Raw genomic sequence first — 25,059 nt, forward strand, 5'->3', positions numbered from 1 at the left:
CACCTCAACCAGCGATCAGCATCAGTCCGCCAAGCGCGGTCGCGCCACCGGCAACCCGCAGGGCGAGGCGTCCGCTCGGGCCCGACACCAGACGCCCGATGCCAAGACCAAACGCGATACCCGCTGCGTGGAGCAGAGCCGTCGCCAGCGCAAAGCCTGCCGCATAACTGAAGAAGGTCGCAGCGCCGATTTCACCGCCATGCGCATGACCATGAAAAAAAGCGAAGAAACCCGCAATCACCGCGCCGACAAGCGGCGAGACCGGCAGCGCCAGTGCAACGAGAAAACCAAGCACGACCACCGAGGCCAGAATGACCGGCTCGACGAATGGCAGCGGCATACCGAGAAGCGCCGCCATGAAGCCCAGAAGCATGACGCCGACAAAAGCCGCAGGCACGATGAAAAGCGCGCGCCCGCCCTGCATCGCCGCCCAGAGACCGATGGCGACCATCGCCAGAATATGATCCGCACCGAAAAACGGATGCGAGAAACCGGCGGCAAACGAGCCGTGTTCGGCGGGATTGAGGTGGGCAAAGGCAGGGTTTGCAATGAGCGCAAACGCTGCTGCCGTCAGGACCGTCATCTTCTTCATCGTGCACCTTTTCAAAAATTAGATTTCAAAATCAGCGGATCGGCTCATGTACCGTGACAAGCTTGGTGCCATCGGGAAATGTCGCTTCGACCTGAATGTCATGGATCATCTCGGCAACGCCCGCCATCACCTGTTCCCGGCTGATGACATGCGCGCCTGCTTCCATCAGATCGGCGACGGTGCGTCCGTCACGCGCGCCTTCAACAACAAAATCGCTGATCAAGGCGATGGCTTCCGGATGATTGAGCTTCACACCGCGTTCCAGACGGCGGCGGGCAACCATCGCCGCCATGGCAATCAACAGCTTGTCTTTTTCTCTGGGCGTCAAATTCATGACTTGTTTCGACCCTTCTCACCAAAAGCGACACGATGGCCGCGAATTCAAATTGACCAAACTTTGGGCAGCCCTGCCTTTCCATTGAGCAGCGCCAGCAAAGGAACAAGGCGCTTGCGCAAGGCATAACTGTCCGGCGCATAAAGCCGCGCCGCGAGCTTCGAGGCGCCGCCGACCTGCCAGACGCTGGCGCCGCCCTCTCCGCCGATGATCGCGCGTGCGGCCCCCAGTTGCCGTTCGGCCTGATCCGAAACCAGCAGCACAGTGGCAACGGCAAGCCCCCCATCGGCAACCGCTCTCGCCCGCAATTCAGCGGCAACATCAGGCCCAAGGCGGAACTCTTCCGCATGAACCAGACGCCCGCCAAGCCGCACCCGCCAGCGATCACTGAACGATGCCTGTTCGACCGCCTCACCCATGGCGAGCCGCCCGAAAACAGTCGCCTCCACCAGCAGCACGTCCGCGCCTTCCTCCATCTCGACATCCAGCCCCCGCGACAGCGCGGAACGGTTGAACAAAATGGTTTCCTGCGGGAGCCATGCAAGACGCGTGCCTTTTGCAGCCTTGATGCGTGTAGCGATGCGCGCATCGCCGCCGCCGGAGCGATAAATGCGCTCGCAGGCCTGCGTTGTGATGACGGCGGAAGCACCTTCCTGCAATTCCACATCCCAGCGCAGCCGGTCGCCGCCGGTCAGTCCGCCGGAGGTGTTGATCAGGATCGCTTCCAGCGGGTCACGCGCCACTTGCGGCATGCGGATTTTGGCCGCGCCTTCCTGATAAAGCCGGGAAATGCGGGACCGCCCATCCTTGAAATGGACGGTCAGCCCGCCAACGCCGTTGACGCGCTGCGAAGCGAGTTTTTCCAGATTGCCGGTATCGATGGACGTCAACACTGCTTGCGCACCCCGCGGATCAAATCAGATTGCAGGCGAAAGGTACGGCAGGTCATGATCGGCGGAAAGCGGGGATGAAAAAAATTTAGCATGGCCATGTGCGGCCCGATAAATCGCTATCCTGCAACAAAAGATTTCACACGTATAAATAAGCAATAAATTCGATATACAACTAGATATATATGCTTTTGTATTGACATACACACAACAGCGTCAAGAAAGCTTCAATAAACTGAGAAAAGCCTGTTACATTTGAGGCCTATTCCCCGCCCTCAGTTTTAGTCTGGCCAGCGGATTTCCGTGGCCGCTACGGAACGGGGAAAACATGCTTATCAACCGTCGTCACGCTTTGGGTCTCATGGGCGCTGCCGCTGGCACGTTCATCATGCCGGGGGTCGTCCGCGCCAATCAGCGCCGCTCGGTCACCGTCGCGGTTCAGAAGATCACCAACAACAACACGCTCGATATCTGGAATGAACAATCGAATGTCGGCGAGCGCGTGTTCTTCCCGAACCTGTGGGAAGGCCTGATCCTGCGCGACTGGATGGGCAATCAGGGTCCGGTTCCGGGCCTTGCCACGGAATGGAAGCGTCTGGACGACAAGACCATCGAACTGAAGCTGCGTCAGGGCGTGAAATTTCACAATGGCGATGAGCTGACCGCCGAAGACGTGGTCTTCTCCTTCTCCGACGAGCGCCTTTTTGCAGGCACCGAGCCTGCTGGCGGCAAGACGCTTTACGAAGCCAATTTCAAACCGCAGACGGCCAAGGAATTGCCCGCCGCCATTCCGGGCATTTCGCGCCGTCTCTGGCCTGCGCTGCGCGGTGTCGAAGCTGTCGACAAATATACCGTCCGTTTCCACAATGCGACGCCGGATGTGACGCTGGAAGGCCGTCTCTATGCCTTCGGCTCGCAGATCGCGAACAAGCGCGCCTGGGATGAATCCAAGTCTTATGCCGAATGGGCACGCAAGCCGGTCACGACCGGACCTTACAAGGTTGCCGATTATAAGCCGGATGTGGAACTCGTTCTTGAAGCCCATGACGAATATTGGGGCGGACAGCCGCCGCTGCAGCAGATCCGCTTTGTCGAAGTGCCGGAAGTTGCAAGCCGCGTGAACGGCCTTATCTCCGGCCAGTATGATTTTGCCTGCGACCTGCCGCCAGACCAGATCAGCACTGTTACTGCCAATCCGGGCCTCGAAATCCAGAGCTCGACCATCTGGAACCACCGCATCACGGTTTTCAACACGCAGAACGAAATCCTGCGCAATCCGCTCGTGCGCCGCGCCATGACCCATTCGATCGATCGTCAGGCGATTGTGGATGCGCTGTGGGCCGGACAGACGGTCGTACCGGCTGGCATGCAGTTTGAGAGCTTCCGCACCTCCGATATGTTCATCGACGACTGGCAGCCGCCGAAATTCGACCCGGAACTGGCACGCGATCTGCTCAAGCAGGCCAATTACAAGGGCGACGCCATCCCCTACCGTCTGCTGAACAACTACTACACCAACCAGACGCCAACGGCGCAAGTTCTGGTGGAAATGTGGAAGCAGGTGGGCCTCAATGTCGAAATCGAGATGAAGGAAAACTGGGCGCAGGTTCACGACCCGGAAGGCGTCAAGGGCGTCCGCGACTGGTCGGCATCCAACAACATCAACGATCCGATCACCCCGTTGGTGGTCCAGTTCGGCCCGAATGGCGAAGCGCAGCAGAAGAAGGACTGGTCGAACGACGAGGTCAACAAGCTGTCGGTCATCATGGAAACATCCACCGACCGCGACCAGCGCAAGAAGGCCATCAAGCGCATGCTGGAAATCTGCGAGCGGGAAGACCCGGCCTACAATGTTCTGCATCAGAATGCCGTCTTCACCGGCATGAAGAAGGAACTGAACTGGAAAGCCGCACCGGCATTCGCGATGGATTTCCGTTCCACCAACTGGAACGTCTGATCCACTGACCAAGGCTGGCATTTCACTATGCCAGCCTTCTTACTCTCAATGAAAAGGTGCCGCCCGTGGCATTCGTCTCCATCCTGGACTTGAAGGTCTCTTTCAGCGGCGTGCAGGTTCTGCACGGGATCGATCTCGATGTAGACCGTGGCGAGACGCTCGGCCTCGTCGGAGAATCCGGCTGCGGAAAATCCGTAACCTGGCTTGCCGCGCTTGGGCTTCTCCCCGGCAAGGCTTCTGTGTCAGGTTCGGTTAAGGTCGACGGTCAGGAACTGGTCGGCTCCGCCCGCTCCGTCAAGGAAAGCGTTCGCGGCGGGCGCATCGCCATGATCTTTCAGGACCCGAGTTCGTCGCTCAATCCCGTCAAGAAAGTCGGCCATCAGATCGTTGAATCGCTGGCGCTACATCGCGGACTGAAAGACACGGCAGCGCGCAGCGAAGCCATCCAGCTGATGGAACGCGTCGGCATTCCCGATGCGGCCCGTCGTTTCAATCTCTATCCACACGAGTTTTCCGGCGGGCAGTGCCAGCGGCTGATGATCGCCATCGCGCTGGCCGGTCAGCCCGATGTACTCATCGCCGACGAGCCGACCACCGCGCTTGATGTGACGATTCAGGCGCAGATCCTTGATCTTCTGGATCAGATTCGCCGCGAAACCGGCATGGCGGTGGTTTTCATCAGCCATGATCTCGGCGCGGTCAGCCAGATTTGCGAACGCGTCTGCGTCATGTATGCCGGGCGCATCGTTGAAAGCGGCCCGACCGTCGACTTGTTCGACAGGCCGCAGCATCCCTATACGCGCGGCTTGTTCGAAGCCATCCCGCGCCTCGACGGCGGACGTGAGCGCCTGCGCGCCATTCCCGGCACTGTACCCGACCCGCGCAATCTGCCGATAGGCTGCGCCTTCGCGCCCCGCTGTTCGCAAACCAGCGAAGCATGCACGAGCGCAATTCCCGATTTGCAGATGCGCAACGGCCAGAAGGTGGCCTGTTTCCACCCCCATAGCGAAAGCGCGACATCGCATCTCTATCACAGCCGTACTATCCCGACGGAAGGGGCTTTGGCATGAGTTTCCTGCTTGAAGCAAACAATCTGGTTCGGGTTTACCGAAGCGACGGCCTTTTCAAAAAGGCCGATCCGGTCAAGGCGGTGTATGGTGTCAGCCTGCGTGTCCGGCCCGGAGAGACCCTTGGCATTGTCGGTGAATCCGGCTGCGGCAAGTCCACGCTTGGACGCATGCTGCTCGGCATAGACGACGCCACCGAAGGTCAGGTTCTGTTCGACGGCAAGCCATTGCCACGCCGCCACACAGCCGACTGGCGCAAACTGCGGGCACAAATGCAGCTTGTTTTTCAGGACCCGCTGGCGGCACTAGATCGCCGCCTGCCGATCGCGACACAGATCGGCGAACCGCTGCAAATTCACGGGATCGCCTCCGGCGCGGAACTCAAAGAACGTGTCGGCGAGCTGATGCAATCCGTTGGACTGCGCCGCGATCAGGGCGAACGCTATCCGCATGAACTATCCGGCGGCCAGCGCCAGCGCGTCATCATCGCCCGCGCCCTTGCGACCAGCCCAAGGCTGCTTGTCTGCGACGAGCCGGTTTCCGCACTTGATGTTTCCATTCAGGCGCAGGTGGTCAATCTGCTGCGCGACCTGCAAGAAAAACACGGCATCGCCATGGTGTTCATCAGCCACGACCTGAAAGTCGTGCGCAACATCTGCGACCGCGTCGCCGTCATGTATCTCGGCAAGATCGTTGAAGAGGCCAGCTCGGGCGTGATTTTCGAAACACCGCAGCACCCCTATACGAAGGCGCTGGTGTCTTCGGTTCCCATTCCGGGCAAGAAATTCAACCAGCGCATGATCCTCAAAGGTGAACCGCCAAACCCCGCAAACCGCCCGAGCGGCTGCGTGTTTCATCCCCGGTGTCCGGTGGCGGGCTTTCAATGCCCGACAACGATGCCCGATCTGGAATCGACCGGCTTTGACCGGCGCACGGCTTGTCACTTCGTTGAGCCGGCAAAAAGTGCTGCGTGAGGCACCCATGCTTACTTTCATCGCCTCCCGCCTCATCCGTGCGCTGATCACCGTCTTTCTGGTGATGACCTTTGCCTTCGTGGTGCTGCGCCTGTCTGGCGATCCGGCGCAGATCATGCTTGGTCCCGATGCGCCGCAGGAATCCATCGATGCCTTCCGCAAGGCCTGGGGTCTCGATGATCCCATCTGGCTGCAATATCTGTCCTATCTCAAAGGCATATTGAGCTTCGATTTCGGCATCTCGATGCGCGACAAGGCGCCGGCTATCGATCTGGTGCTGCAACGTGTGCCTGCCACGCTCCAGATCACCATTCCGGCGCTGATCATCAAGCTTTGCCTAGGCATTCCGGCAGGTGTCTATGCCGCGCTGCACCGTCAGGGCATCGCTGACCGTGGCGTCATCACCCTTTCGATCCTCGGCTTCACCGTGCCATCTTTCGTGCTTGGCCTCGTGCTGGTGCTGATCTTCTCGGTACAGCTCGGCGTATTGCCGTCCGGCGGCAGCGATACGTGGGTCCACGGTATTCTGCCAACCCTCACCATCGCAATTGGTGGCACGGCCATTCTGGCGCGCTTCTCACGCTCGGCCATGATCGAAGTGCTGGGACAGCCTTATATCCGCACGGCATCGGCCAAAGGCATCAGCTGGAGCGATGTGGTGTGGAAACACGCTTTGCCCAATGCGTCCGTGCCGATTGTCACCATCGTGGGCTTCATGGTGGGCGCGCTCATCGCCGGGGCGGTGGTGGTCGAAACAATCTTCTCATGGCCCGGCATTGGTCGCCTTCTGGTGGTCTCAGTCGCCAATCGCGACCTCGCCGTGGTGCAATGCCTGCTGCTGATTATCGCGAGCTGCATGGTGATCTCCAATCTTGTTGTCGATGTGCTCTATGGCGTTCTCGACCCGCGCCTGCGCACCAAAGCCGCGCATTGAGGAAGGCCATGACCGATACCGCCCTTATCCCTGCCCCCGCCGTCAAGGCGCCCGCGCTCATCACTCGCCTACGCACCTCCATGCCGATGAGCGTCGCCTTTGCCTGTTTCTGGCTCGCGCTGATGCTGTTCGTCGTGATCTTCGCGGATTATCTGCGGCCCTATTCCATCACCAAGATGGACCTGATGGCGCGGCTTGTTCCGGTGGGATCACCGGGACACTGGCTCGGCACCGACGAGTTGGGCCGCGATGTCTATTCGCGGCTGATACAGTCGATCCGCGTGTCGCTGGTCATCGCCTTTGGCGCGACGATCCTTTCTGCCGTCTTCGGCACCTTACTGGGTTTTCTTGCCGCCCGCTTTCGCGGCTGGGTCGAACATATCGTGTTGATGCTGGCCGATTTTCAGGCCGCCCTGCCCTTTATGGTTCTGGCGCTTGCAGTGCTCGCCTTCTTCGGCAATTCCATGCCGCTGCTGATCGGCCTGATGGGTTTCTACGGCTGGGAGCGTTATGCCCGCATCGCGCGCGGCCTTGCCATTTCCGCCGGAGCGCAGGGCTATGCCAGCGCCGTGGTGCAGCTTGGCGCAACACCGTTCCGCGTTTATTTCCGCCACATCCTGCCCAATGTCGCCTCGACGCTGATCGTCTCGATGACGCTGACATTCCCGGAAATCATCCTGATGGAATCCGGCCTTTCCTTCCTTGGTCTCGGCGTTCAGCCGCCGGAATCATCGCTCGGCAACATGGTTGGGTTCGCGCGCGAATATCTGACACGCGCGCCATGGATAATGCTGGCTCCGGCGCTGGTGATCGTTCTCACCACACTTTCGATTTCTCTTCTCGGGGACTGGCTTCGCGACAAGCTCGACCCAACCGTTCATTAGGACATACAGACATGAAAAAGATCATGGCCCATCGCGGCGCGCGCAATCTGTGGGCGGAAAACTCGCTCACCGGCTTTCGCAACGTTCTGGCTCTCGAAATCGACAGCGTCGAGTTCGATCTTCACCTGAGCGATGCGGGGCAGATACTCGTCATTCATGACGCATCGCTCGACCGCACCACCACCGGTTCCGGCAATGTGCGCGCGCTCGACGATGCCGGTCGCCGTGCTGTCCGACTGAAAAACGAACAGGGCACCGTCACAAGCGATCACATCCCGACCTTTGAGGAAGTGCTGGACGTTCTCGCAACGCGCCCGGACGTGCATCTCTATATCGAGCTAAAATCCGATGCCGACGGTAAGCCCTATGAAGGCCTCGTGGAAAAGGCCGTCGAAATCATCCGCGCCCGCAATATTGGCGACCATGTGGTGCTGCACTCCTTCGACCGCAGTGTCGTCGAACGCTGTGCGGAAGTTGCGCCAGAAATCGACCGGCTGATTTCGCTCAACGCGCAATGGGTGGAACGCAATGGCGGGCTGGAAAATTTCTTCCGCAGCGTGGAACCTCTGGTCCGTTATGTTGGCGTGCATCACGAATTGTTCGAAGCCGAATTTGACCGCATCACGTCGCTGTTTCCCGATGACCGCCTTGGCGTCTGGACGCTCAACGACCGCGCGCTGATCGACCGCTGGATGGAGCGCGATGTTGCCTACATCACCTCCGACAGCCCCGATCTGGTGATCGCGTCGCGTCTGGCGCTGGCTGAAGCAGCAGCCTGAAAGGCGATACAAGTACGGTTCTGCCTGCACTTTAGTCCGGAGGCGAGGCAGGACCGCTTTCATCCCATGCCATCCGGTCAATCCAGGAAATTGATTATGTCCGACCTGCCGCTTCTCGGCGCAGCCGTGCCGCTGTCCTATCTCGAAGAAAATCTCGATTTCATCCTGTCGGAAAACCGCGATCTGGAGATCCAGGATTTTGTCCATGTCGCTCTCCTGAAGGCCGACTGGAAGACGCCTGCAAGCCGCATCAAGACTCTGCTCAACGGTTATAAGGGCCGCCTCGGCATTCATGGTCCATTCTGGGGTCTCAACTTCTCCAATCAGGACGAAGACATTCGCAAGATCGTCACCCAGCGCTATCTTCAGGGACTGGAGGTTTGCGAATTCATCGGCGCCACGCAGATGGTGATCCACAGCCCTTATAATTTCTGGACCTATAACAATCTCGACAATTTTGTCGAAAGCGGCCAGCAGATCATCGACTACGCCCATGAAACGCTGGCGCCGGTCGTCAACCGCGCCGAAGAAATCGGCTGCACGCTGGTGATCGAAAATATCGAGGATATCGATACCGATGCCCGCTGCCTGCTCGCCGACAGCTTCCAGTCGTCATCGGTCGCCGTTTCGGTCGATACCGGCCATGCCCATTTCACCTATGGTTCGCTGGGCGCGCATCCGGTCGATTACTTCATCCGTCGTGCGGGCAACCGCCTGCAGCATGTTCATTTGCAGGACGCGGACGGCCATGCGGATCGTCATTGGGGCATCGGCGAAGGCACCATCCGCTGGCATGGCGTTTTCGCGGCTCTGGCTGAACTCGAAAGCAATCCGCGCCTGATCCTCGAACTGCGCGACAAGAACAAGATCATGCCATCGGTCAAGTTCCTGAAGGATGCAGGTCTGGCGCGATAAGCGTCCCACTCATGCTTTGAGGGCTCAACCTGCCCTCGAAGCGCTTGCTGTTCCGGGGCAGTCAGCTTCATCAGCATCTCTACCAGTGCCGAAAAGCGCCCGCCGCAATTTCGCAATCGCTGACGCCAAAGGGCACGCCGCAGCGCCCATCTGTTGCAGAAAAATCGCAAGCCGCAGCGCAATATCATTGAGAGCTAATTTAATGAACTGCTTATAGTTGACTTTTAGAGTCAATTTTATAGTGGAGTCTCATACTCAAATTTGCATCGCCGGATCGGGGGAGCCGAGCGACGCAAGATCGTTGTTCGAGGGACATCCATGCCGACTCCTGCTCTCCGCCTCCCGCTACGCTTTGCACTCGCCAGTTCCACCCTTCTCGCCTCCACTGCCATCGTTTTTGCGCAGGACGCCTCGCAGCCTCTGGTGCTCAACACCGTGACCATCGAGTCGCAGAGCAACGATACGCTGGTGCAGGATGGCTATGTCGCCAAGAAGGATCGCGACGGCACCAAGATCGACACGGAAATCGCCCGGATTCCGCAGTCGATTTCCGTCGTCACGCAGCGCCAGATGGAAGACCAGAAGCCGAACACGCTCAACGATGCGCTGAGCTATACGGCAAGCGCCAATCCCAACAATTACGGTTTCGATACGCGCTATGACGCGTTCTACCTGCGCGGTTTTCCCGCTTATTACAACGGCATGTTCCGCGACGGCCTCCGCGTCATGAACGGCCCTTCCGCATGGCTGAAGGCGGAACCTTACGGCATTGAAGGTATCACGGTGCTGAAAGGCCCGGCCTCGTCGCTCTATGGCGTCAGCGGCCCCGGCGGCATCGTCAATGTCGTCACAAAGCGCCCGAAGGACGAAGATTTCCGCGAAGTGGAACTGCTGTTCGGCAACCATAATCGGTATCAGGCTGCCTTCGACGTATCCGGCCCCGCCAATGACGAGAAGACCTTCCTCTATCGCATCACCGGCCTTGGCCGCATAAGCGATACCGAACTGCCCGGCTATCCCGACGACAAATATTACATCGCGCCAGCCTTCACGCTGAAGCCGGACGAAGACACGAAATTCACGGTTCTAAGCGAGTTTTCCCGCTCCAAGACCGGTGGAACGGCGGCCTTCTACAATCCGTCCTATGGCGAGGTTTCGGATATTTATGAGGGCGACCCTGCCTATAACGACTTCGTTCAGAACCAGGGCCGCATCGGCTATGAGTTCGAACATCGCTTCAACGACCTGCTGACCATCCGCCAGAACCTGCGTTACAGCGATGTCGATGCCGATCTCGAATATAGCGGCCATTACACGACAGCAGGCAGCACAGACCTGTCACGCTACTGGGGCCATTACACCGAGCGGATGAAGAATTTTGTCGTCGATACGATGGCGCAGTTCGATTTCGACACCGGCCCGATGACCCATAAGGCCATTGCTGGCATCGATTATGGCTGGTCGGATTATAACGCCTATAGCGGCCTGTCCTATGTGTCCGTCGAGGACATGCGGGCCCAGGACGTGCCCTATTATGGCGGGCAGAAGATGAATCAGGTCGGCATTTATGCCCATGACCAGATCGAATGGGATAATTTCACCCTGTTCGGCAGCGGCCGTTATGACTGGGTGAAAACCAACACCACCGATGTGGATTATTCGGAAAGCGAACAGAAGGACAGCGCCTTCTCCGGTCGCGTCGGCGCAGCCTACAAGACGGAATGGGGCTTCATCCCCTATGTGAACTATTCCACCTCGTTCTCGCCCAATATCGGCTTCGTCTATGACGATATCGCCAGCGACGACAAACATGTCGCCAAGCCGACCATCGCCACGCAAAAGGAAATCGGCGTCAAATACGAAATCCCCGGCTATAATGCCGTAGTGAGCGCCGCTTTCTTCGATATCGATCAGGAAGACGGTGTTGTCCTCGTCGCCTCGGCAGATCGCAATAAGCAGCGCCAGCTCGATCTCAACTCGCGTGGCTTCGAACTGGAAGCCAATGCCACGCTCGATAACGGTCTCGGCATCATCGCGTCCTACACCCATCTGCGCGTGAAGATCGAAGGCGGCACCGAAGGTACGGAAGGCAACGAGCTTTCCGGCACGCCCAATGACGTGCTGTCGCTGTGGGGCAATTACAAGATCGAGAACGGCGTGCTGGCTGGCCTCGGTTTTGGCTCCGGTGTGCGCTATGTCAGCTCCAGCTATGGCGATGACGAAAACACCTTCAAGAACGACTCGCGTGTCATGGTGGATGCGGCGCTGTCCTATGACTTCAGCTATCGCAATCCGAAGCTCGACGGCATGCAGCTGCAAGTGAATGCGAAGAACATCTTCGACAATCGCGATCCGGTCTGCACCGCTGGCTATTGCTACCAGCAGGAAGGCCGCCAGATATTCGGCAGCCTGCGCTATCGCTTCTGATGACGTCGATGCAGAAACAGGCCGACCAGCCGTCACCGACCGTCGCGCCAGCCCGCGTGTTCCTGACGATCAGCGGGCTCTATGTGGCGCAAAGCGTCATTGGCGGCATCACTTGGTCAGGCTTGCCTGCCATCATGCGCGACAGCGGCGTGCCGCTCGACCGCATCGGCCTCGTTTCGCTGATCATACTGCCATGGGCGCTCAAATTTCTCTGGGCGCCCGCAGTGGAACGTTTCCGGCTGCCGCATAGCGGCGCCGCCCGAACGGCAACCATCATTCTGGGCGGCGGCGCTGTCTCGGTCATCGGCCTCCTGATCATCGGGCTTATCGACCCATCACAGATCTATCCGCTTCTCGGCATATTGATGCTGATCGCCTTTGCAACGGCCACCGTCGATATCGCCTGCGACGGTTATGCCGTGCAAAGCCTGTCGGAAGACAATTACGGTTGGGGCAATGCCGCACAGGTCGGCGGCGCCTATCTCGGTTCGGCGATCGGCGCCGGATTGTTTCTCGTTCTCGTCGGTGCATTCGGCTGGCGTATCGCCATCTGGACAATGGCGCTGATCCTCGTGCTGCTCGGCCTGCCCTTCGCGCTTTTCGCCCGCAAAGGTTCTGTCGCGGAAACACGCCCGCATGTGCCGTCGCTGGCGGCAGCACTGCGGCGGCGTGATATCCGGCGCGGACTGGCGGCGGCAGCGGTCTATGTCATCGCACAGAAGGCGGGGCTCGCAATGCTTGGACCCTTCCTGATCGATAGCGGTCTCGACCTCACCACCGTCGGATTGCTGAACGGCGCCGGAAGCATGTTTGTCGGCCTTGCCGCAGCACTTGCCGGTGGCGGTCTGGTGCGCGCCTTCGGCATGCGCAAGATACTGGCTGTAGCGCTCTTGCTTCAGGCTCTGTGCTTCCTGTTTTTCGCCATACATGCCGGCGACAAGACCGCCAGCGTGCAATTGATCGCGGTTGCGATTATCAGCTCATCCGGTGTGGTAGCGCTGGGTTTCGTTGCGCTTTATGCGCAATTTATGCTGTGGTCTGACCCGCGCCAGGCAGGAGTGGATTTCACGCTGTTCCAATGCATGGATGCGCTGATCAGCATGGCGGGCGGTGTGGCGGCGGGTTATGCCGCCCAGTATTTCGGCTATGGCGTCTTCTTTTCCATCGTCGGCGCCCTTGCGCTGGCGGCCATCCCCGCAATGTGGGCGCTCTGCGCAACCCATTTGCGCGGCCGGCCTTGAAACGCGGCACCACCGGAATTTTTTTAAAGAAAACCATATTGATAAAATCCAGCTCTGCCATAGCTCTCCGTTAGCTTGGCCTGATTTATCGTTTGCTTAATAGCGAACTTTGGATCTGGTCGCGGTGTAGATCAAATGCGTATCGCGGGGATCGCATGAAAAACAAACCTTATTGAAGAATGAGCCGGGACCGCTTCGCGGCTCATCGGCTCTTTAAAAAAGAGAGATTGATCCACCACAACCGGCGCATGGCTTAACTGCCATTGGCGTCCAAGGAGTTTTGCGTAATTTAAATATATATCAAGCATCCTGCGCAGTACGAGAAATATTTTTGAATATGTTTAACTGATTAACAGCAAAACTAGGTCTATTCGATCTATTTTAATTTAAAAAAATTATTGACTTTATTTTATTTACGCTAATATCACTTACTAAACCCGCATCTATGCATTTGATAAATAATAATTATACCATTGATCTTGATCAATGACGTGAGATTAGCGATCACATCATTGTCTGTGAAATTTCGTTTCATGCTCATAATCGCGCACGATTGGAGAATTGCATGGCCGATACGCAGAGTGGGCAAGTCACGGCAGAAAAAGAGCCGCACAAACTGACATTGTTTCCTTTGATTGCGCTTGTGTTGGGATCGATGATCGGCGGCGGCGTCTTCAATCTGCCATCGGATATGTCTCGCGCGGCATCGCCGGGCGCAATCATTATCGGCTGGATCATCACCGGCATCGGCATGTTGATGCTGGCGCGCGTCTATCAGTCGCTCGCCAATCGTCGTCCCGATCTCGATGCCGGACCTTACGCCTATGCTAAGGCCGGTTTCGGATCGTTTATCGGCTTCAACAGCGCCTGGGGATACTGGCTCAGCGCCTTTCTCGGCAATGTTGCCTATGCGGTGGCGATCTTCTCGGCCTTGTCGTTCTTTTTCCCAGTTTTCGGCGACGGTTCCAACCTGCCATCAATCATCGGCGCGTCAATCTGCCTTTGGCTGATCCATACGCTTGTCCTCTACGGCATCAAGCAGGCGTCATTCGTCAATATCGTCACGACGATAGCCAAACTTGTGCCGCTGATGCTGTTCATCCTGATCGCCATCGTTGCTTTCCATTGGGACAAGTTCACCTTCAATTTCTGGGGCCGTGGTGAGGAAGCCACACTTGGCAGCATTACGCACCAGATCAAAAGCACGATGCTGGTGACGCTGTGGGTGTTCATCGGCATTGAAGGCGCCAGCGTCTATTCGGCCCGCGCCGCCAACCGCAAGGATGTGGGCCGCGCGACCGTGATCGGCTTTCTCGGCGCACTCGGCATCTATGTGCTGGTATCGCTGCTCTCGACCGGGCTGATGAGCCAGCCGGAACTCGCCGGGTTGAAAGTGCCCTCCATGGCAGGCGTCTTCGAGCCGCTTGTCGGTCATTGGGGCGCGCTGCTCATCAATATCGGCCTTCTGATTTCAGTGGGTGGGGCTTTCCTGTCCTGGACCCTGCTCTGCGCGGAAATCCCATTTTCCTGCGGTCGCGACGGCACATTTCCAAAGTGGTTTGCGGTCGAGAACAAGAACGGGTCGCCAGCCAATGCGCTCTGGGCAACGAACCTCGCGATTCAGTTCTTCCTGCTGCTGACCTATTTTTCCGAAAGCGCCTACCAGTTCTTCTACTTCATCGCATCGGTCGCCATTCTGCCGCCTTATGTGTTTTCCGGCGCTTTTGCACTGAAACTCGCGCTCAGCGGCGAGACATATGGCGCCAACAGCAAGTCGCGACGGCGAGACCTGTGGGTGAGCCTGATAGCGACGCTCTACGGCGTCTGGCTCGTCTACGCGGCGGGACTAAGCTTTCTCCTGATGTGCACGGTGCTCTTCGCACCCGGCATTCTGGTTTACGCGAAAGCCCGCAAGGAACATGGAGAACCGATCTTTGAGGGACATGAAGTTTGGATCGCGGCAGGCATAACCCTGCTCGCCCTCGTCGCCATCTATCTGATGTGGACGGGAGTTATCACACCATTCTAACGCATTCATCCACGGGAACGATCTTTTGCCGGCTACCGGAAAATCTTCCCGCCCAGATCACCCTTTCAAACAGGAGCATCGAGATGAGACAATTTGGAGTGCATTCGGAAGTCGGCAAGCTACGCACAGTGATGGTTTGCAGCCCATCGCTCGCCCATCAACGACTGACGCCAGCCAATTGCCATGACCTTCTGTTCGATGACGTGATCTGGGTGCACGAGGCCCAGAAGGACCATTTCGATTTCGTGCTCAAAATGCGGGAGCGCGGCGTTGAGGTTCTGGAAATGCAGGACCTGCTCGCCGAAACGCTGGACGACAAGGAAGCACGCCAATTCGTTCTCGACCGGCGTATTCTGCCTAATCAGATCGGGCGCAATGTCGCCAATTCCATGCGCCCCTGGCTGGATGAACTGCCATCGAAAAACCTGGCCCAGTTTCTCATCGGCGGCGTGGCCGTTTCCGACCTGCCGGACATATGGGGCAAGGAACTGATGCTGGACGTGCTGGGCGGTACGGAATTCATTATTCCGCCGATCCCCAACACGTTGTTCCAGCGCGACTCATCCTGCTGGATTTACGGCGGCGTGACCGTGAACCCGATGTTCTGGCCAGCCCGTCAGCCGGAAACGCTGATCCAGCGCGCCATCTACAAATATCATCCGGAATTCAAGGACGGCGATTTCAAAATCTGGTGGGGCGATTTCGACACCGACCACGGCAACGCCACGATGGAAGGCGGCGATGTCATGCCCATCGGCAATGGCGTTGTGCTGATCGGCATGGGCGAACGCACAACTTATCAGGCTGTCGGTCAGGTGGCGGAAGCGCTGTTTGCCGCCAATGCCGCCACCCGCGTCATCGCCTGTGTGATGCCGAAAAGCCGTGCGGCCATGCATCTCGATACGGTGTTTAGTTTCTGCGACCGCGACCTCGTTACGATTTTTGGCGAAGTCGTGGACCAGATTCGCTGCTTCAGCATTTATCCGGGCGACGACGGAAAAATAGCCGTTCGTCCCGAAACAAAGCACCTGCTGGAAGTGACGGCGGAAGCGCTGGGACTGAAGAAACTGCGCTCGGTGGCAACTGGCGGCAACGCCTACGAAGCCGAGCGCGAACAGTGGGACGACGGCAACAATGTCGTCGCGCTGGAGCCCGGCGTGGTGGTTTCCTACGACCGCAACACCTACACAAACACGCTGCTGCGCAAGGCGGGCGTTGAAGTCATCACCATTCGCGGTTCCGAGCTTGGCCGTGGTCGGGGCGGCGGGCATTGCATGACCTGCCCCATATGGCGCGATCCGGTCTGAGAACCGGACTTCCATCGCAACATAATATAGTTTTGGAGACGTATCATGAGCTTTAATCTGCGCAATCGTTCCCTCCTCACGGTGCAGGATTACACGCCACGCGAATTCCGCTTCCTGCTCGATCTAGCGCGCGATCTGAAGCGCGCCAAATATGCCCGCACCGAGCAAAAGCACCTGTCAGGCAAGGAAATCTGCCTCATCTTTGAAAAGACCTCCACACGCACCCGCTGCGCCTTCGAGGTCGCCTGTTCGGATCAGGGCGCCAATGTCACCTATCTCGATCCTGCCGGATCCCAGATCGGCCACAAGGAATCCTTCAAGGACACGGCGCGTGTGTTGGGGCGTATGTATGACGCTATCGAATATCGCGGCTCATCGCAGAGCGGTGTTGAAACGCTGGCCAAATATGCCGGAGTACCGGTCTATAACGGCCTGACCGATGAATATCATCCAACACAGATGCTGGCCGACGTGCTGACCATGTGGGAACACAGCGACAAGTCGATCCCCCAGATCAAATATGCCTATGTCGGCGACACGCGGTCCAATATGGGTCATTCGCTTCTGATCGTCGGCAGCCTGATGGGCATGGATGTCCGCATCTGCGGACCGAAAGAACTGTGGCCCGCTGACGAATATCGCAAGATTGCAGAAGACCTCGCCGCTGCATCGGGCGCAAAGGTCACCATCACCGATGACGTCAAGGCGGCGGTCAAGGACGTGGACTTCATCCACACCGATGTCTGGGTGTCGATGGGCGAAGCGAAGGAAGTCTGGGCCGAACGCATCAAGCTGCTGAAGCCCTATCAGGTCAATGCTGCGCTGATGAAAGCCGCAGGCAATCCGCAGGTGAAGTTCATGCATTGCCTGCCAGCCTTCCACGATACCGAAACCGTCGTGGGCAAGCAGATTGCCGATCAGTTCGGCATCTCGGACGGTCTTGAAGTGACCGACGAAGTTTTCGAATCCCACGCCAATATCGCATTCGAACAGGCGGAGAACCGTCTGCACACCATCAAGGCCCTGCTTGTGGCAACGATTGGAGATTGAGAATGCGCATCGTCATCGCATTGGGCGGCAACGCCCTTTTACGGCGCGGCGAGCCGATGACAGCCGAGGTGCAACGCAGGAATATCCGCACCGCTGTCGAAGCCATCGCGCCGGTCACCAAGGACCATCAGGTCATCATCACCCATGGCAATGGTCCGCAGGTGGGGTTGCTTGCCTTGCAGGGCGCTGCCTACAAGCCTGACGAGGCCTATCCGCTGGACGTGCTTGGCGCCCAGACGGAAGGCATGATCGGCTATATGCTGGAACAGGAACTTGGCAATGTTCTGCCATTCGACATTCCCATCGCAACCGTCCTTACCATGGTTGAGGTGGATGGCGATGATCCCGGCTTCCAAAACCCGACCAAGTTCGTCGGCCCGGTCTATTCCAAAGACGATGCCGACCGCATCCGTGGCGAAAAAGGCTGGACCTTCAAGCAGGACGGCGACAAGTGGCGACGGGTTGTGCCCTCGCCGCTTCCGAAGCGGATTTTCGAAATTCGCCCGTTGAAATGGCTGCTTGAAAAGAACACCATTCTCATCTGCGCGGGCGGCGGCGGCATTCCCACCATGTATGAGAAAGGCAAGGAACGCTCGCTTGGCGGCGTGGAGGCCGTCATCGACAAGGATCTGGCGAGCGAGCTTCTCGCACGTGAACTTGGCGCCGACCTCTTCATCATGGCGACCGACGCCGAAGCGGTCTTTACCGACTGGGGTAAGCCGACGCAAAAGGGCATCCACGAAGCGACCCCGGAATCCCTTTCGCACTATCAGTTTCCGGCAGGTTCGATGGGACCGAAGGTGGATGCCGCCTGCAATTTTGCCAAGGCGACCGGAAAATCCGCCGCCATCGGCGCGCTGGCCGACATTCCCGGCATTGTCGATGGCAAAAAAGGAACCATTGTCAGTACAGGCTTTTCAAAACTGACCTGGCATTGAATGAAATATTGGAAGCTCCGGTCTTTGAGGGAAGACCGGAGTTTTCAGCGTTTAATCTACTAAAGTCGCTATCAGGGGAGACCACAAGGTGAGCGAAAACGAACCGGCGCCGACCACTGGCGGTCATATTCCATCCATGCTGGATGCACTTGTTCCATGTATTGCGCTTATCGTTTTCCTCGCCCTTTCCTATTATCTGTTTGGTGATGCGGCCTCGTCCGGCCCCAACCAGATCGCCCTTGCGGTCTGCGGGCTGATCGCCGCCGGTGTTGCCTATAAGAACGGATCGAGCTGGGCCGCGGTCCGCGCCGCCGTTGTTGACGGGATCGCGACCGGCTTGCCCGCCATTCTCATCCTGATGGCGGTTGGCGCGTTGATTGGCACATGGGCGCTCAGCGGCACGATCATGTCCATGGTCTATTACGGGCTGAAGCTTCTCAACCCCGATTATTTCTACGCGACGACCACCATTGTCTGCGCGGTGGTGGCCTTCAGCATCGGCAGTTCATGGACCGTCGCAGGCACTATCGGCATCGGGCTTATGGGTGTCGCGGCTCATATGGACCTTTCCCCCGCAATCACAGCGGGCGCCGTCATTTCCGGCGCTTATTTTGGCGACAAGGCATCGCCGCTTTCCGACACGGTCAATCTGGCGGCCGCCTCCGCCGGTTCGGAAATATTCGACCACATCCGGGAATCCCTCTGGACCTCGATCCCCGCTTTGCTTTTGTCCATTGTGCTGTTCGGCTTTCTTGGTGAGCAAAACGATTTTGACGCAAGCTCGCTTCTCACAAAGATCGACAGCCAGATTCAGGTTTCGCTCTGGGCTTTCCTGCCCCTGCTGCTGGTCTTCGTGCTGTCGGTAGCGCGGGTATCTCCGGTCGTGGCGATATTCAGCGGCGCTTTGGCAGGCGCTATCCAGGGCGTCATCATGGACCCACAACGGGTGATCGCATTTGCCAATGATGCAGCACTTCCCAGTGCGCTCGCCCTATTGAAAGGCGCATGGCTGGCGCTTGCCACCGGCTATACGAGCTCCGTCGGCGATCCCGATATCGACATGATTCTCAGCCGGGGTGGCATGGCGAGCATGATGACGACCATCTGGCTCATCATCACGGCGCTCGCCTTTGGCGCGGTAATCGAACATGCAGGCATTCTCAATCGCCTGATCGACCCGTTGATCCATCGCGCGAAATCCGATGCCAGTCTGATCTCGACCGTCGCAGGAACCGCTGTCCTGTCGAATGTCGTCACGTCCGATCAGTATATTTCCATTGCCCTGCCGGGGCGCATGTTCAAGCAGGCTTTTGCCAATCGCGGACTGGCACCGGCACTTCTTTCCCGCGTGATTGGCGACAGCGCAACCGTGACGTCTCCGCTGATCCCATGGAACAGTTGCGGCGCCTATATGGCTGCGGCGCTGGGGGTCAGCACCACCGCCTATCTCGGCTTTTGCTTTTTCAACATTCTCAATCCGCTGATGACCATCGGCTTCAGTCTTCTCGGCTGGCGCGTGCTTAGAACCGCCCCGGCGAAGGCCACGTCATAAAGGCTACCCGCGCCGCGATAGCAGCGCGATGAAGCAGGCCCCACCCAGAAGCGAGGCGAACAGGCCAAGCGGCAGATTGTAGGGAAAGGCCACCATCCGCGCGAGCCAATCGGCGCTTACCATCATCAGCGCGCCGATCAGCATGGATGCCGTCAGGAAGCGCTTCGGCGTATGCAGGCCGAAATTGCGCGCCAGATGCGGAGCGATCAGCCCGACAAACGAGAGCGGCCCCACCATCATCGATGCAATCGCTGTCAGAAGCGCTGCAATCAGCACGATCACAAGACGCGGCAGGACGAGCGAAAGACCGAGGGTGCGCATCGTCACCGAACCAAGCGGCAGAATGTCGAGCCAGCGCGACAAAGCAAGCAGGATCGTGAAACTGGCAGCCAGCGCAAGAGCGGCCAGCCAAAGCTGCATAGGCGTCGCCTGCGTGCCGGTACCGCTCAACCAGCCGAGCAGGACAAAGGCTTGTGGAGAGCCGGTTGCAATGATGGCTGTCAGAATGGAGCTGACCATAGCGCCAAGGCCGACACCGGCCAGAAGCAGCTTTTCCGCACCAAAACCGCTGCGCGCGGCAATCGCCAGAATGAAGATCAGCGCCAGCACCGAGCCGATGGAAGCGCCCAGCCATTGCAGGGAAAGGCTTGCGACGGGAAGCAGGAGAACCACCGCCAAACCCGCACCAGCACCAAGGCCGACGCCCATAATTTCGGGGCTGGCGAGCGTGTTACCCGTCATGCGCTGGAGAATGGCTCCGGCCAATGCCAGCATGCCGCCCGATAGGCCCGCAAGAGCAAGTCTTTGCACGCGCCAGTCGAAAAGCGCATCGAACACTTCACCACGGGCAAGGACAAAACCGTCCTGCCCCCGGCCGAGACCCAGCGTGATGGCGGCCACAAGCAGGACAAGCAGCAGCAAAATGGCGAAGAACAAGCCGGTACGCTTGAGGCGAACAGCGCTGGCCTCGCTCTGGCCCGACGGCCATTCAAACATGCGCAGACGCGGCAGCATCCAGAGCAGCAGCGGACCGCCGAGCAATGCAGTCGCAGCGCCCACCGGCAGGCGGTCGCCGGTGACGGCCTGCAACAGGCTGACGCAGCCATCGGTCAACCAGAGCAGAATTGCCCCAATGGCGGGCGCGGCGATCAGCTTTGTCTTGAGACGGCGCGCGCCGGAAAGCTGCGCCAGCGTCGGAGCGACCAGACCGACAAAGCCCAATATGCCGACTTCTGCCGTGATACTTGCCGCCAGCCAGACGGCAATGGCAATCACCAGAAGGCGGCTTGCCGCCAGCGACAGGCCGAGGCTGCGCGCATTGGCATTGTCGAGCGCCAGCAATGTCAACGGGCGCAGCAGGAAGAAGGCAATCCCGCCGCCGATCAGAACCCGCAGGGAGAGCGCAATGCCCGGCCCCCAGCTTTGTTGTTCCAGCGAACCGCCGCCCCAGACGAACAGCGAGAACACATATTCGCCATTGGCGAGGATGAGCGCCGTGCTTGCCGCCGTTGCGGTCAGCGACACGATCATTCCGCAGAGAATGACAGAAGCGGGTTCCAGCGAGCGTTTCCAGTTGAGCGCCAGCACCAGACTGACCGCCGCCAGACCGCCCGCCAAAGCCAGCCATTCTCGAAAGATGAAGGCTGCGGGCAGATAAAGTATACCCGCCGTCATGGCGAGCTGCGCTCCGGCAGCAATGCCGAGCGTCGAGGGTTCGGCGAGCGGATTGCGTAAAACCTGCTGCAACAGCAGGCCGGAAAGCCCAAGGCCTGCGCCACAGATCAGGGCCATAGCATTGCGCGGTAAGACGGTGTCAAACGCGATGACCCGGTGCAGCGCCAGCAGTTCCGGTGAACCGGCAGGGGCATTCAGCGCCCGCGTGAATTCGAAAGCGGCCATCAGTGCCGCGACAAGCGCGAGCAGCGCCCAGAACAGCAGCGGCCTTATGCCTGCAACACTCTTCTCCGTCATGGGCTGCTCTTCCAGTTTTCACGAAGAAGCTGGGCAAAGCGGCGCGCGGCAGGCAATCCGCCGAAATGATCGAGCGGCGGCAGAAACAGAACCCGCTTTTCACGGATAGCGGGCAGCGCGTTCCACAAGGCATTTTGCGGCAGACGATAAAGCGTTTCAGGATCGGTCGGGCCGACGATCACGATGGATGCGTCCGGCGTTTCGGCCAATTGCTCCAGCCCCACCGGCGCCGCGGCTGAATAGCTTGTATCGCGCGTCCACGCATTCTCAAAACCGAGCCGAACCAGCACATCGCCAAACAGGCTGTCGCGCCCGAAAGCGCGAAAATGCCGGGCATCGCCCAGACTGATGACGAAGACCTTCCGTCCCGGTATCGCAGCGAAGCGCTGCCGCGCCTCCGCAATCTCGCGTGCAACAGTCGCGACGTAAGCGCGCGCTTCCGCAGCCAGACCGAGCTTTTCCCCAAGACTTAACGTCGCCTCTTCCAGCATCGCATAGGGCGGCTGACCGGCGCTATAGACAGTCGGCGCGAAGACCGGCGCGATGCGCTCGAAGGCTGCACGCTGATATTCGTAAAAATTGGACGCGACGATCAGATCCGGTTCCATCATGCGCAGAAGCTCAAGATTGGGCGCTCCGCGCAGACCAAGATCAGCGACATTTTCCGGCACCGCCGGCTCAAGCTGCATTTGCCTGTATTGGCGCAGTTCTGCCGCTGCCACCGGCACAGCGCCGATCGCCAGAGCGGTCTCAAGCATGGCCCAGTCGATCACCGCAAAACGCATCGTCGCGGCATGGGCCGAACGCAGTGCAGGCGCCGCAAAAAGGGCGCCTGCGAATCCGAGAACCGCGCGACGGGTGACTGTCATGACGGAACGCGCGGCGAAAACCGTCGCATCACCACTTGGTGTGCACCTTGAGCAAAGCCTTCCTGCCCTCGCCATAACCGCAGACATAGACGCCCTGACATCCAGCAACATAATCCTTGTCGAAAAGATTGGTCACGTTGAGATCGATGCCCCAATTATCCTTTTCATAGCCGAGTTTCAAATCGGCGAGTGCCACAGCGGGCACTTTCAGCGTGTTCTGCTCGTCGGCATAGGACGAGCCGATATAACGGACGCCGCCGCCCAGCGTCACGCCTTTCAGCGCGCCTTCGGGCACCTTATACTCGACGAAGACCGAAGCCTGTTGCTCCGGCAGGAGATAAGGACGCTTGCCGACCAGCGTTGGGTCCGAGGCGTTTTCCTTGACCTTCAGGTCATAGGCGGTCACGCTTGCCGTCACCTTCCAGTCCTCGGCAATATTGGCCTGCATTTCGAGTTCGAAGCCGCGCGAATTGACCTTGCCGAGCTGTTCACGGGCAAAGCTGGAGCCGGTCAGCGAATTTTCCTTGGTCAGATCGAAGAAGGACGCGGTGATCAGGCCATCGAAGAATGCCGGGCGATATTTGACACCGGCTTCATACTGAACGCCGGTTTCCGGCTTGGCATAGCTGCCGTCATACAGGGTCTCGATAATCGGATTGAAGAAGGTCGCAGCACTCACATAAGGCGTGATGCCGTTCTCGAACTCATAGCCGAGACCTGCACGACCGGAGAAGCGGCCCGTATCATATTCGAAGCTCGGCAGACCTGAGGCTTCAGTCCAGACATGATCGTAACGACCATTCAGCGTCAGTATCCAGCCATCGCCGAATTCCATGCGATCCTGCGCATAGACACCCACCTGATTGCGGCGCAGATCCTGATCAATATAGGGGTCCCACATAGGCCCCTGCGGCTCGCCATAAACCGGGTTATAGGCGTCGATGATCGTTGCGCCGCCGGTCTGCTGCATCTGGTCGATGCGGAAATAGCGGTACTCCGCGCCGAACAGCAGATTGTGGTCGATGGCCCCGGTCGTCACCTTGCCTTCAAGCTGGTTATCAGCCTGAAAGGTGTTGACCGTGGTATCGTGCTTGAAATTGATGCGGGCGAGGTAGGGATTGCCAGCAGCTGGCTGCGCCAGAAATCCGTCATAGCCGTAAGGGTAGAGGCTATGCTCCTTCACATTGGCAAAGCCGTAACGCACATTCTGACGGACGGTCCAGTCACTGTCGAATGTGTGTTCGAATTCATAGCCGATCGATAGCTGTTCGCGATTATAGGAATCGACATCCGGCTCGGTAAAATTCGCCTTGCGCGAAATCTTGCCGAACTCGGTCGGCACCACGGTACCATAGTAAGGCAGAAAGCCGCCATCATGCGTCAGGTCCAGATGGGTATAGTTGGCCAGAATGGTCAGGCTGGTCGATTCATCCGGCTTGTATTCGATGCTTGGCGAGATGACGCCACGAAATTCCTTGGAAAAATCCGTATAGTTGTCGCCACCCTGGATCTTGCCGTTGACGCGGTAATTAACCGTCTCCGTCGCCTTGTCACCAATGTCGAAGCCGAGATAGCCATTGCCATAGCTGTTGATGCCCGCCTCAAGATAGCGCAGGCGTTCGCCGGTCGGGCGCTTGCTGATGTAATTCACGATACCGCCGGGATTGGCACCGCCATAAAGAGCCGATGCCGGACCACGCAGCACGTCGATGCGCTCGATACCGAAACTGTCGATTAAAAAGCCGCCAAAGCCGTAGCTGAAATTCTGCAACCCATCGAGATAGGTGCCATTGGCCGTCGCGTCGAAACCGCGAATATAGAGCCAGTTCGTGTCATTATCGACGCCGAAAGGCTGCGCCAGCACGCCGGGCGTATAGCGCAAGGCTTCGTCGATCTTCTGCGCGCCGAGCGCATCCATCTGATCGCGCCCGACGACCGATACGGATTGCGGGATCTTGTCGATTGCAACGCTGTCCTTCGAGCCGGTGGTGGTCGCCTGAGGCACAAAGCCCCGGACCGGCGCAACACCGTCGGCCCGCGTGGTGCCGCCATTTCCATCAGACTGAATGACAACCGTGTTTAGCTGAAGGGGTTTGCTGTCTTCCTGCGCCAAGGCAGGAATGGCGGCAAGCGCAGTACCGCTTGCCAGCAGGACGAGAAGATTGTGCTTCATCGACGGCATATGATGTGACCCCTAAGACGGATAAAAACGCGAACCTTCACAGGCTCCCGCGACCCCGCAGACGGGCGCGTTAATATGAGTGCTTATATCAAGAATATTCGGCAGGATTGTTCGTTTTTATGGCAAATTGAACGATCTTCAGTTCATCTCAGCGTGCAGTAAAAAAG

The 25,059-nt window shown here is 58.5% G+C and carries 20 protein-coding genes; 14 read left to right on the forward strand and 6 right to left on the reverse strand.

What is annotated here, in order from left to right; genetic code table 11:
• Positions 1 to 4: 4 nt before the first annotated feature.
• The 3 genes from QLQ11_RS16150 to QLQ11_RS16160 are packed head-to-tail and all read right to left on the reverse strand — an operon-like array spanning position 5 to position 1,816.
• Positions 5 to 592 (reverse strand): HupE/UreJ family protein, encoded by a 588-nt coding sequence (locus tag QLQ11_RS16150; protein ID WP_109366970.1) that lies wholly within the window; start codon positions 590 to 592, stop codon positions 5 to 7.
• 31 nt (positions 593 to 623) lie between these two features.
• Positions 624 to 926 (reverse strand): urease subunit gamma, encoded by a 303-nt coding sequence (locus QLQ11_RS16155; RefSeq protein WP_109366969.1) that lies wholly within the window; start codon positions 924 to 926, stop codon positions 624 to 626.
• A gap of 47 nt (positions 927 to 973) precedes the next feature.
• On the reverse strand, positions 974 to 1,816 hold the full coding sequence (locus QLQ11_RS16160) for an urease accessory protein UreD (RefSeq protein ID WP_109366968.1): 843 nt from the start codon (positions 1,814 to 1,816) through the stop codon (positions 974 to 976).
• Between the two features lie 328 nt (positions 1,817 to 2,144).
• On the opposite strand from QLQ11_RS16160, the gene QLQ11_RS16165 reads away from it, so the two are divergent.
• The 14 genes from QLQ11_RS16165 to QLQ11_RS16230 all read left to right on the forward strand — a co-directional run bounded on the left by QLQ11_RS16165 (position 2,145) and on the right by QLQ11_RS16230 (position 19,870).
• Positions 2,145 to 3,773: an ABC transporter substrate-binding protein gene (locus QLQ11_RS16165; RefSeq protein WP_109366967.1), complete on the forward strand. Its 1,629-nt coding sequence runs from the start codon at positions 2,145 to 2,147 to the stop codon at positions 3,771 to 3,773.
• Positions 3,774 to 3,838: 65 nt separating this feature from the next.
• On the forward strand, positions 3,839 to 4,843 hold the full coding sequence (locus tag QLQ11_RS16170) for an ABC transporter ATP-binding protein (RefSeq protein ID WP_109366966.1): 1,005 nt from the start codon (positions 3,839 to 3,841) through the stop codon (positions 4,841 to 4,843).
• Positions 4,840 to 5,814 carry an ABC transporter ATP-binding protein gene (locus QLQ11_RS16175; protein ID WP_109366965.1) on the forward strand — a complete coding sequence of 325 codons (975 nt, stop codon included), beginning with the start codon at positions 4,840 to 4,842 and terminating at the stop codon, positions 5,812 to 5,814. The genes QLQ11_RS16170 and QLQ11_RS16175 overlap by 4 nt, the downstream gene beginning before the upstream one ends.
• A gap of 7 nt (positions 5,815 to 5,821) precedes the next feature.
• Positions 5,822 to 6,748 (forward strand): ABC transporter permease, encoded by a 927-nt coding sequence (locus tag QLQ11_RS16180; protein WP_109366964.1) that lies wholly within the window; start codon positions 5,822 to 5,824, stop codon positions 6,746 to 6,748.
• 8 nt (positions 6,749 to 6,756) lie between these two features.
• The gene (locus QLQ11_RS16185) at positions 6,757 to 7,632 is read left to right on the forward strand and encodes an ABC transporter permease (protein ID WP_283736224.1); all 876 of its coding nucleotides are present in this window, start codon (positions 6,757 to 6,759) and stop codon (positions 7,630 to 7,632) included.
• A gap of 11 nt (positions 7,633 to 7,643) precedes the next feature.
• The gene (locus QLQ11_RS16190; RefSeq protein ID WP_109366962.1) at positions 7,644 to 8,411 is read left to right on the forward strand and encodes a glycerophosphodiester phosphodiesterase family protein; all 768 of its coding nucleotides are present in this window, start codon (positions 7,644 to 7,646) and stop codon (positions 8,409 to 8,411) included.
• A gap of 96 nt (positions 8,412 to 8,507) precedes the next feature.
• Positions 8,508 to 9,326: a sugar phosphate isomerase/epimerase gene (locus QLQ11_RS16195; protein ID WP_109366961.1), complete on the forward strand. Its 819-nt coding sequence runs from the start codon at positions 8,508 to 8,510 to the stop codon at positions 9,324 to 9,326.
• Positions 9,327 to 9,644: 318 nt separating this feature from the next.
• Positions 9,645 to 11,753, forward strand: a complete 2,109-nt coding sequence (locus QLQ11_RS16200; protein ID WP_109366960.1) for a TonB-dependent siderophore receptor — start codon at positions 9,645 to 9,647, stop codon at positions 11,751 to 11,753.
• Complete coding sequence (locus tag QLQ11_RS16205) at positions 11,753 to 12,994, forward strand: MFS transporter (RefSeq protein ID WP_371831099.1); 1,242 nt, start codon at positions 11,753 to 11,755, stop codon at positions 12,992 to 12,994. The genes QLQ11_RS16200 and QLQ11_RS16205 overlap by 1 nt, the downstream gene beginning before the upstream one ends.
• A gap of 565 nt (positions 12,995 to 13,559) precedes the next feature.
• Positions 13,560 to 15,023 carry an arginine-ornithine antiporter gene (gene arcD, locus QLQ11_RS16210; RefSeq protein WP_109366959.1) on the forward strand — a complete coding sequence of 488 codons (1,464 nt, stop codon included), beginning with the start codon at positions 13,560 to 13,562 and terminating at the stop codon, positions 15,021 to 15,023.
• 83 nt (positions 15,024 to 15,106) lie between these two features.
• Positions 15,107 to 16,330, forward strand: coding sequence for an arginine deiminase (arcA, locus tag QLQ11_RS16215; protein WP_109366958.1), 1,224 nt, complete (start codon positions 15,107 to 15,109; stop codon positions 16,328 to 16,330).
• Positions 16,331 to 16,375: 45 nt separating this feature from the next.
• A complete protein-coding gene (locus QLQ11_RS16220) occupies positions 16,376 to 17,380 on the forward strand; it encodes an ornithine carbamoyltransferase (RefSeq protein ID WP_109366957.1) in 1,005 nt (334 codons plus the stop codon).
• 2 nt (positions 17,381 to 17,382) lie between these two features.
• Positions 17,383 to 18,318, forward strand: a complete 936-nt coding sequence (arcC, locus tag QLQ11_RS16225; protein WP_109366956.1) for a carbamate kinase — start codon at positions 17,383 to 17,385, stop codon at positions 18,316 to 18,318.
• An 88-nt stretch (positions 18,319 to 18,406) separates the two neighbouring features.
• Positions 18,407 to 19,870: a Na+/H+ antiporter NhaC family protein gene (locus tag QLQ11_RS16230; RefSeq protein WP_209446017.1), complete on the forward strand. Its 1,464-nt coding sequence runs from the start codon at positions 18,407 to 18,409 to the stop codon at positions 19,868 to 19,870.
• A 3-nt stretch (positions 19,871 to 19,873) separates the two neighbouring features.
• Here the strand turns inward: QLQ11_RS16230 and fhuB are convergent, their stop codons facing one another.
• From fhuB to QLQ11_RS16245, 3 genes are read right to left on the reverse strand one after another with little or no spacing between them, the layout of a single operon-like run.
• Positions 19,874 to 21,841 carry a Fe(3+)-hydroxamate ABC transporter permease FhuB gene (fhuB, locus tag QLQ11_RS16235; protein ID WP_109366955.1) on the reverse strand — a complete coding sequence of 656 codons (1,968 nt, stop codon included), beginning with the start codon at positions 21,839 to 21,841 and terminating at the stop codon, positions 19,874 to 19,876.
• The gene (locus QLQ11_RS16240) at positions 21,838 to 22,710 is read right to left on the reverse strand and encodes an iron-siderophore ABC transporter substrate-binding protein (protein ID WP_235859047.1); all 873 of its coding nucleotides are present in this window, start codon (positions 22,708 to 22,710) and stop codon (positions 21,838 to 21,840) included. The genes fhuB and QLQ11_RS16240 overlap by 4 nt, the downstream gene beginning before the upstream one ends.
• A gap of 28 nt (positions 22,711 to 22,738) precedes the next feature.
• Positions 22,739 to 24,892 carry a TonB-dependent siderophore receptor gene (locus QLQ11_RS16245; RefSeq protein ID WP_109366954.1) on the reverse strand — a complete coding sequence of 718 codons (2,154 nt, stop codon included), beginning with the start codon at positions 24,890 to 24,892 and terminating at the stop codon, positions 22,739 to 22,741.
• Positions 24,893 to 25,059: the final 167 nt, after the last annotated feature.

This window comes from Ochrobactrum sp. SSR, from assembly GCF_030067775.1.
Classification (GTDB): Bacteria; Pseudomonadota; Alphaproteobacteria; order Rhizobiales; family Rhizobiaceae; genus Brucella; species Brucella teleogrylli.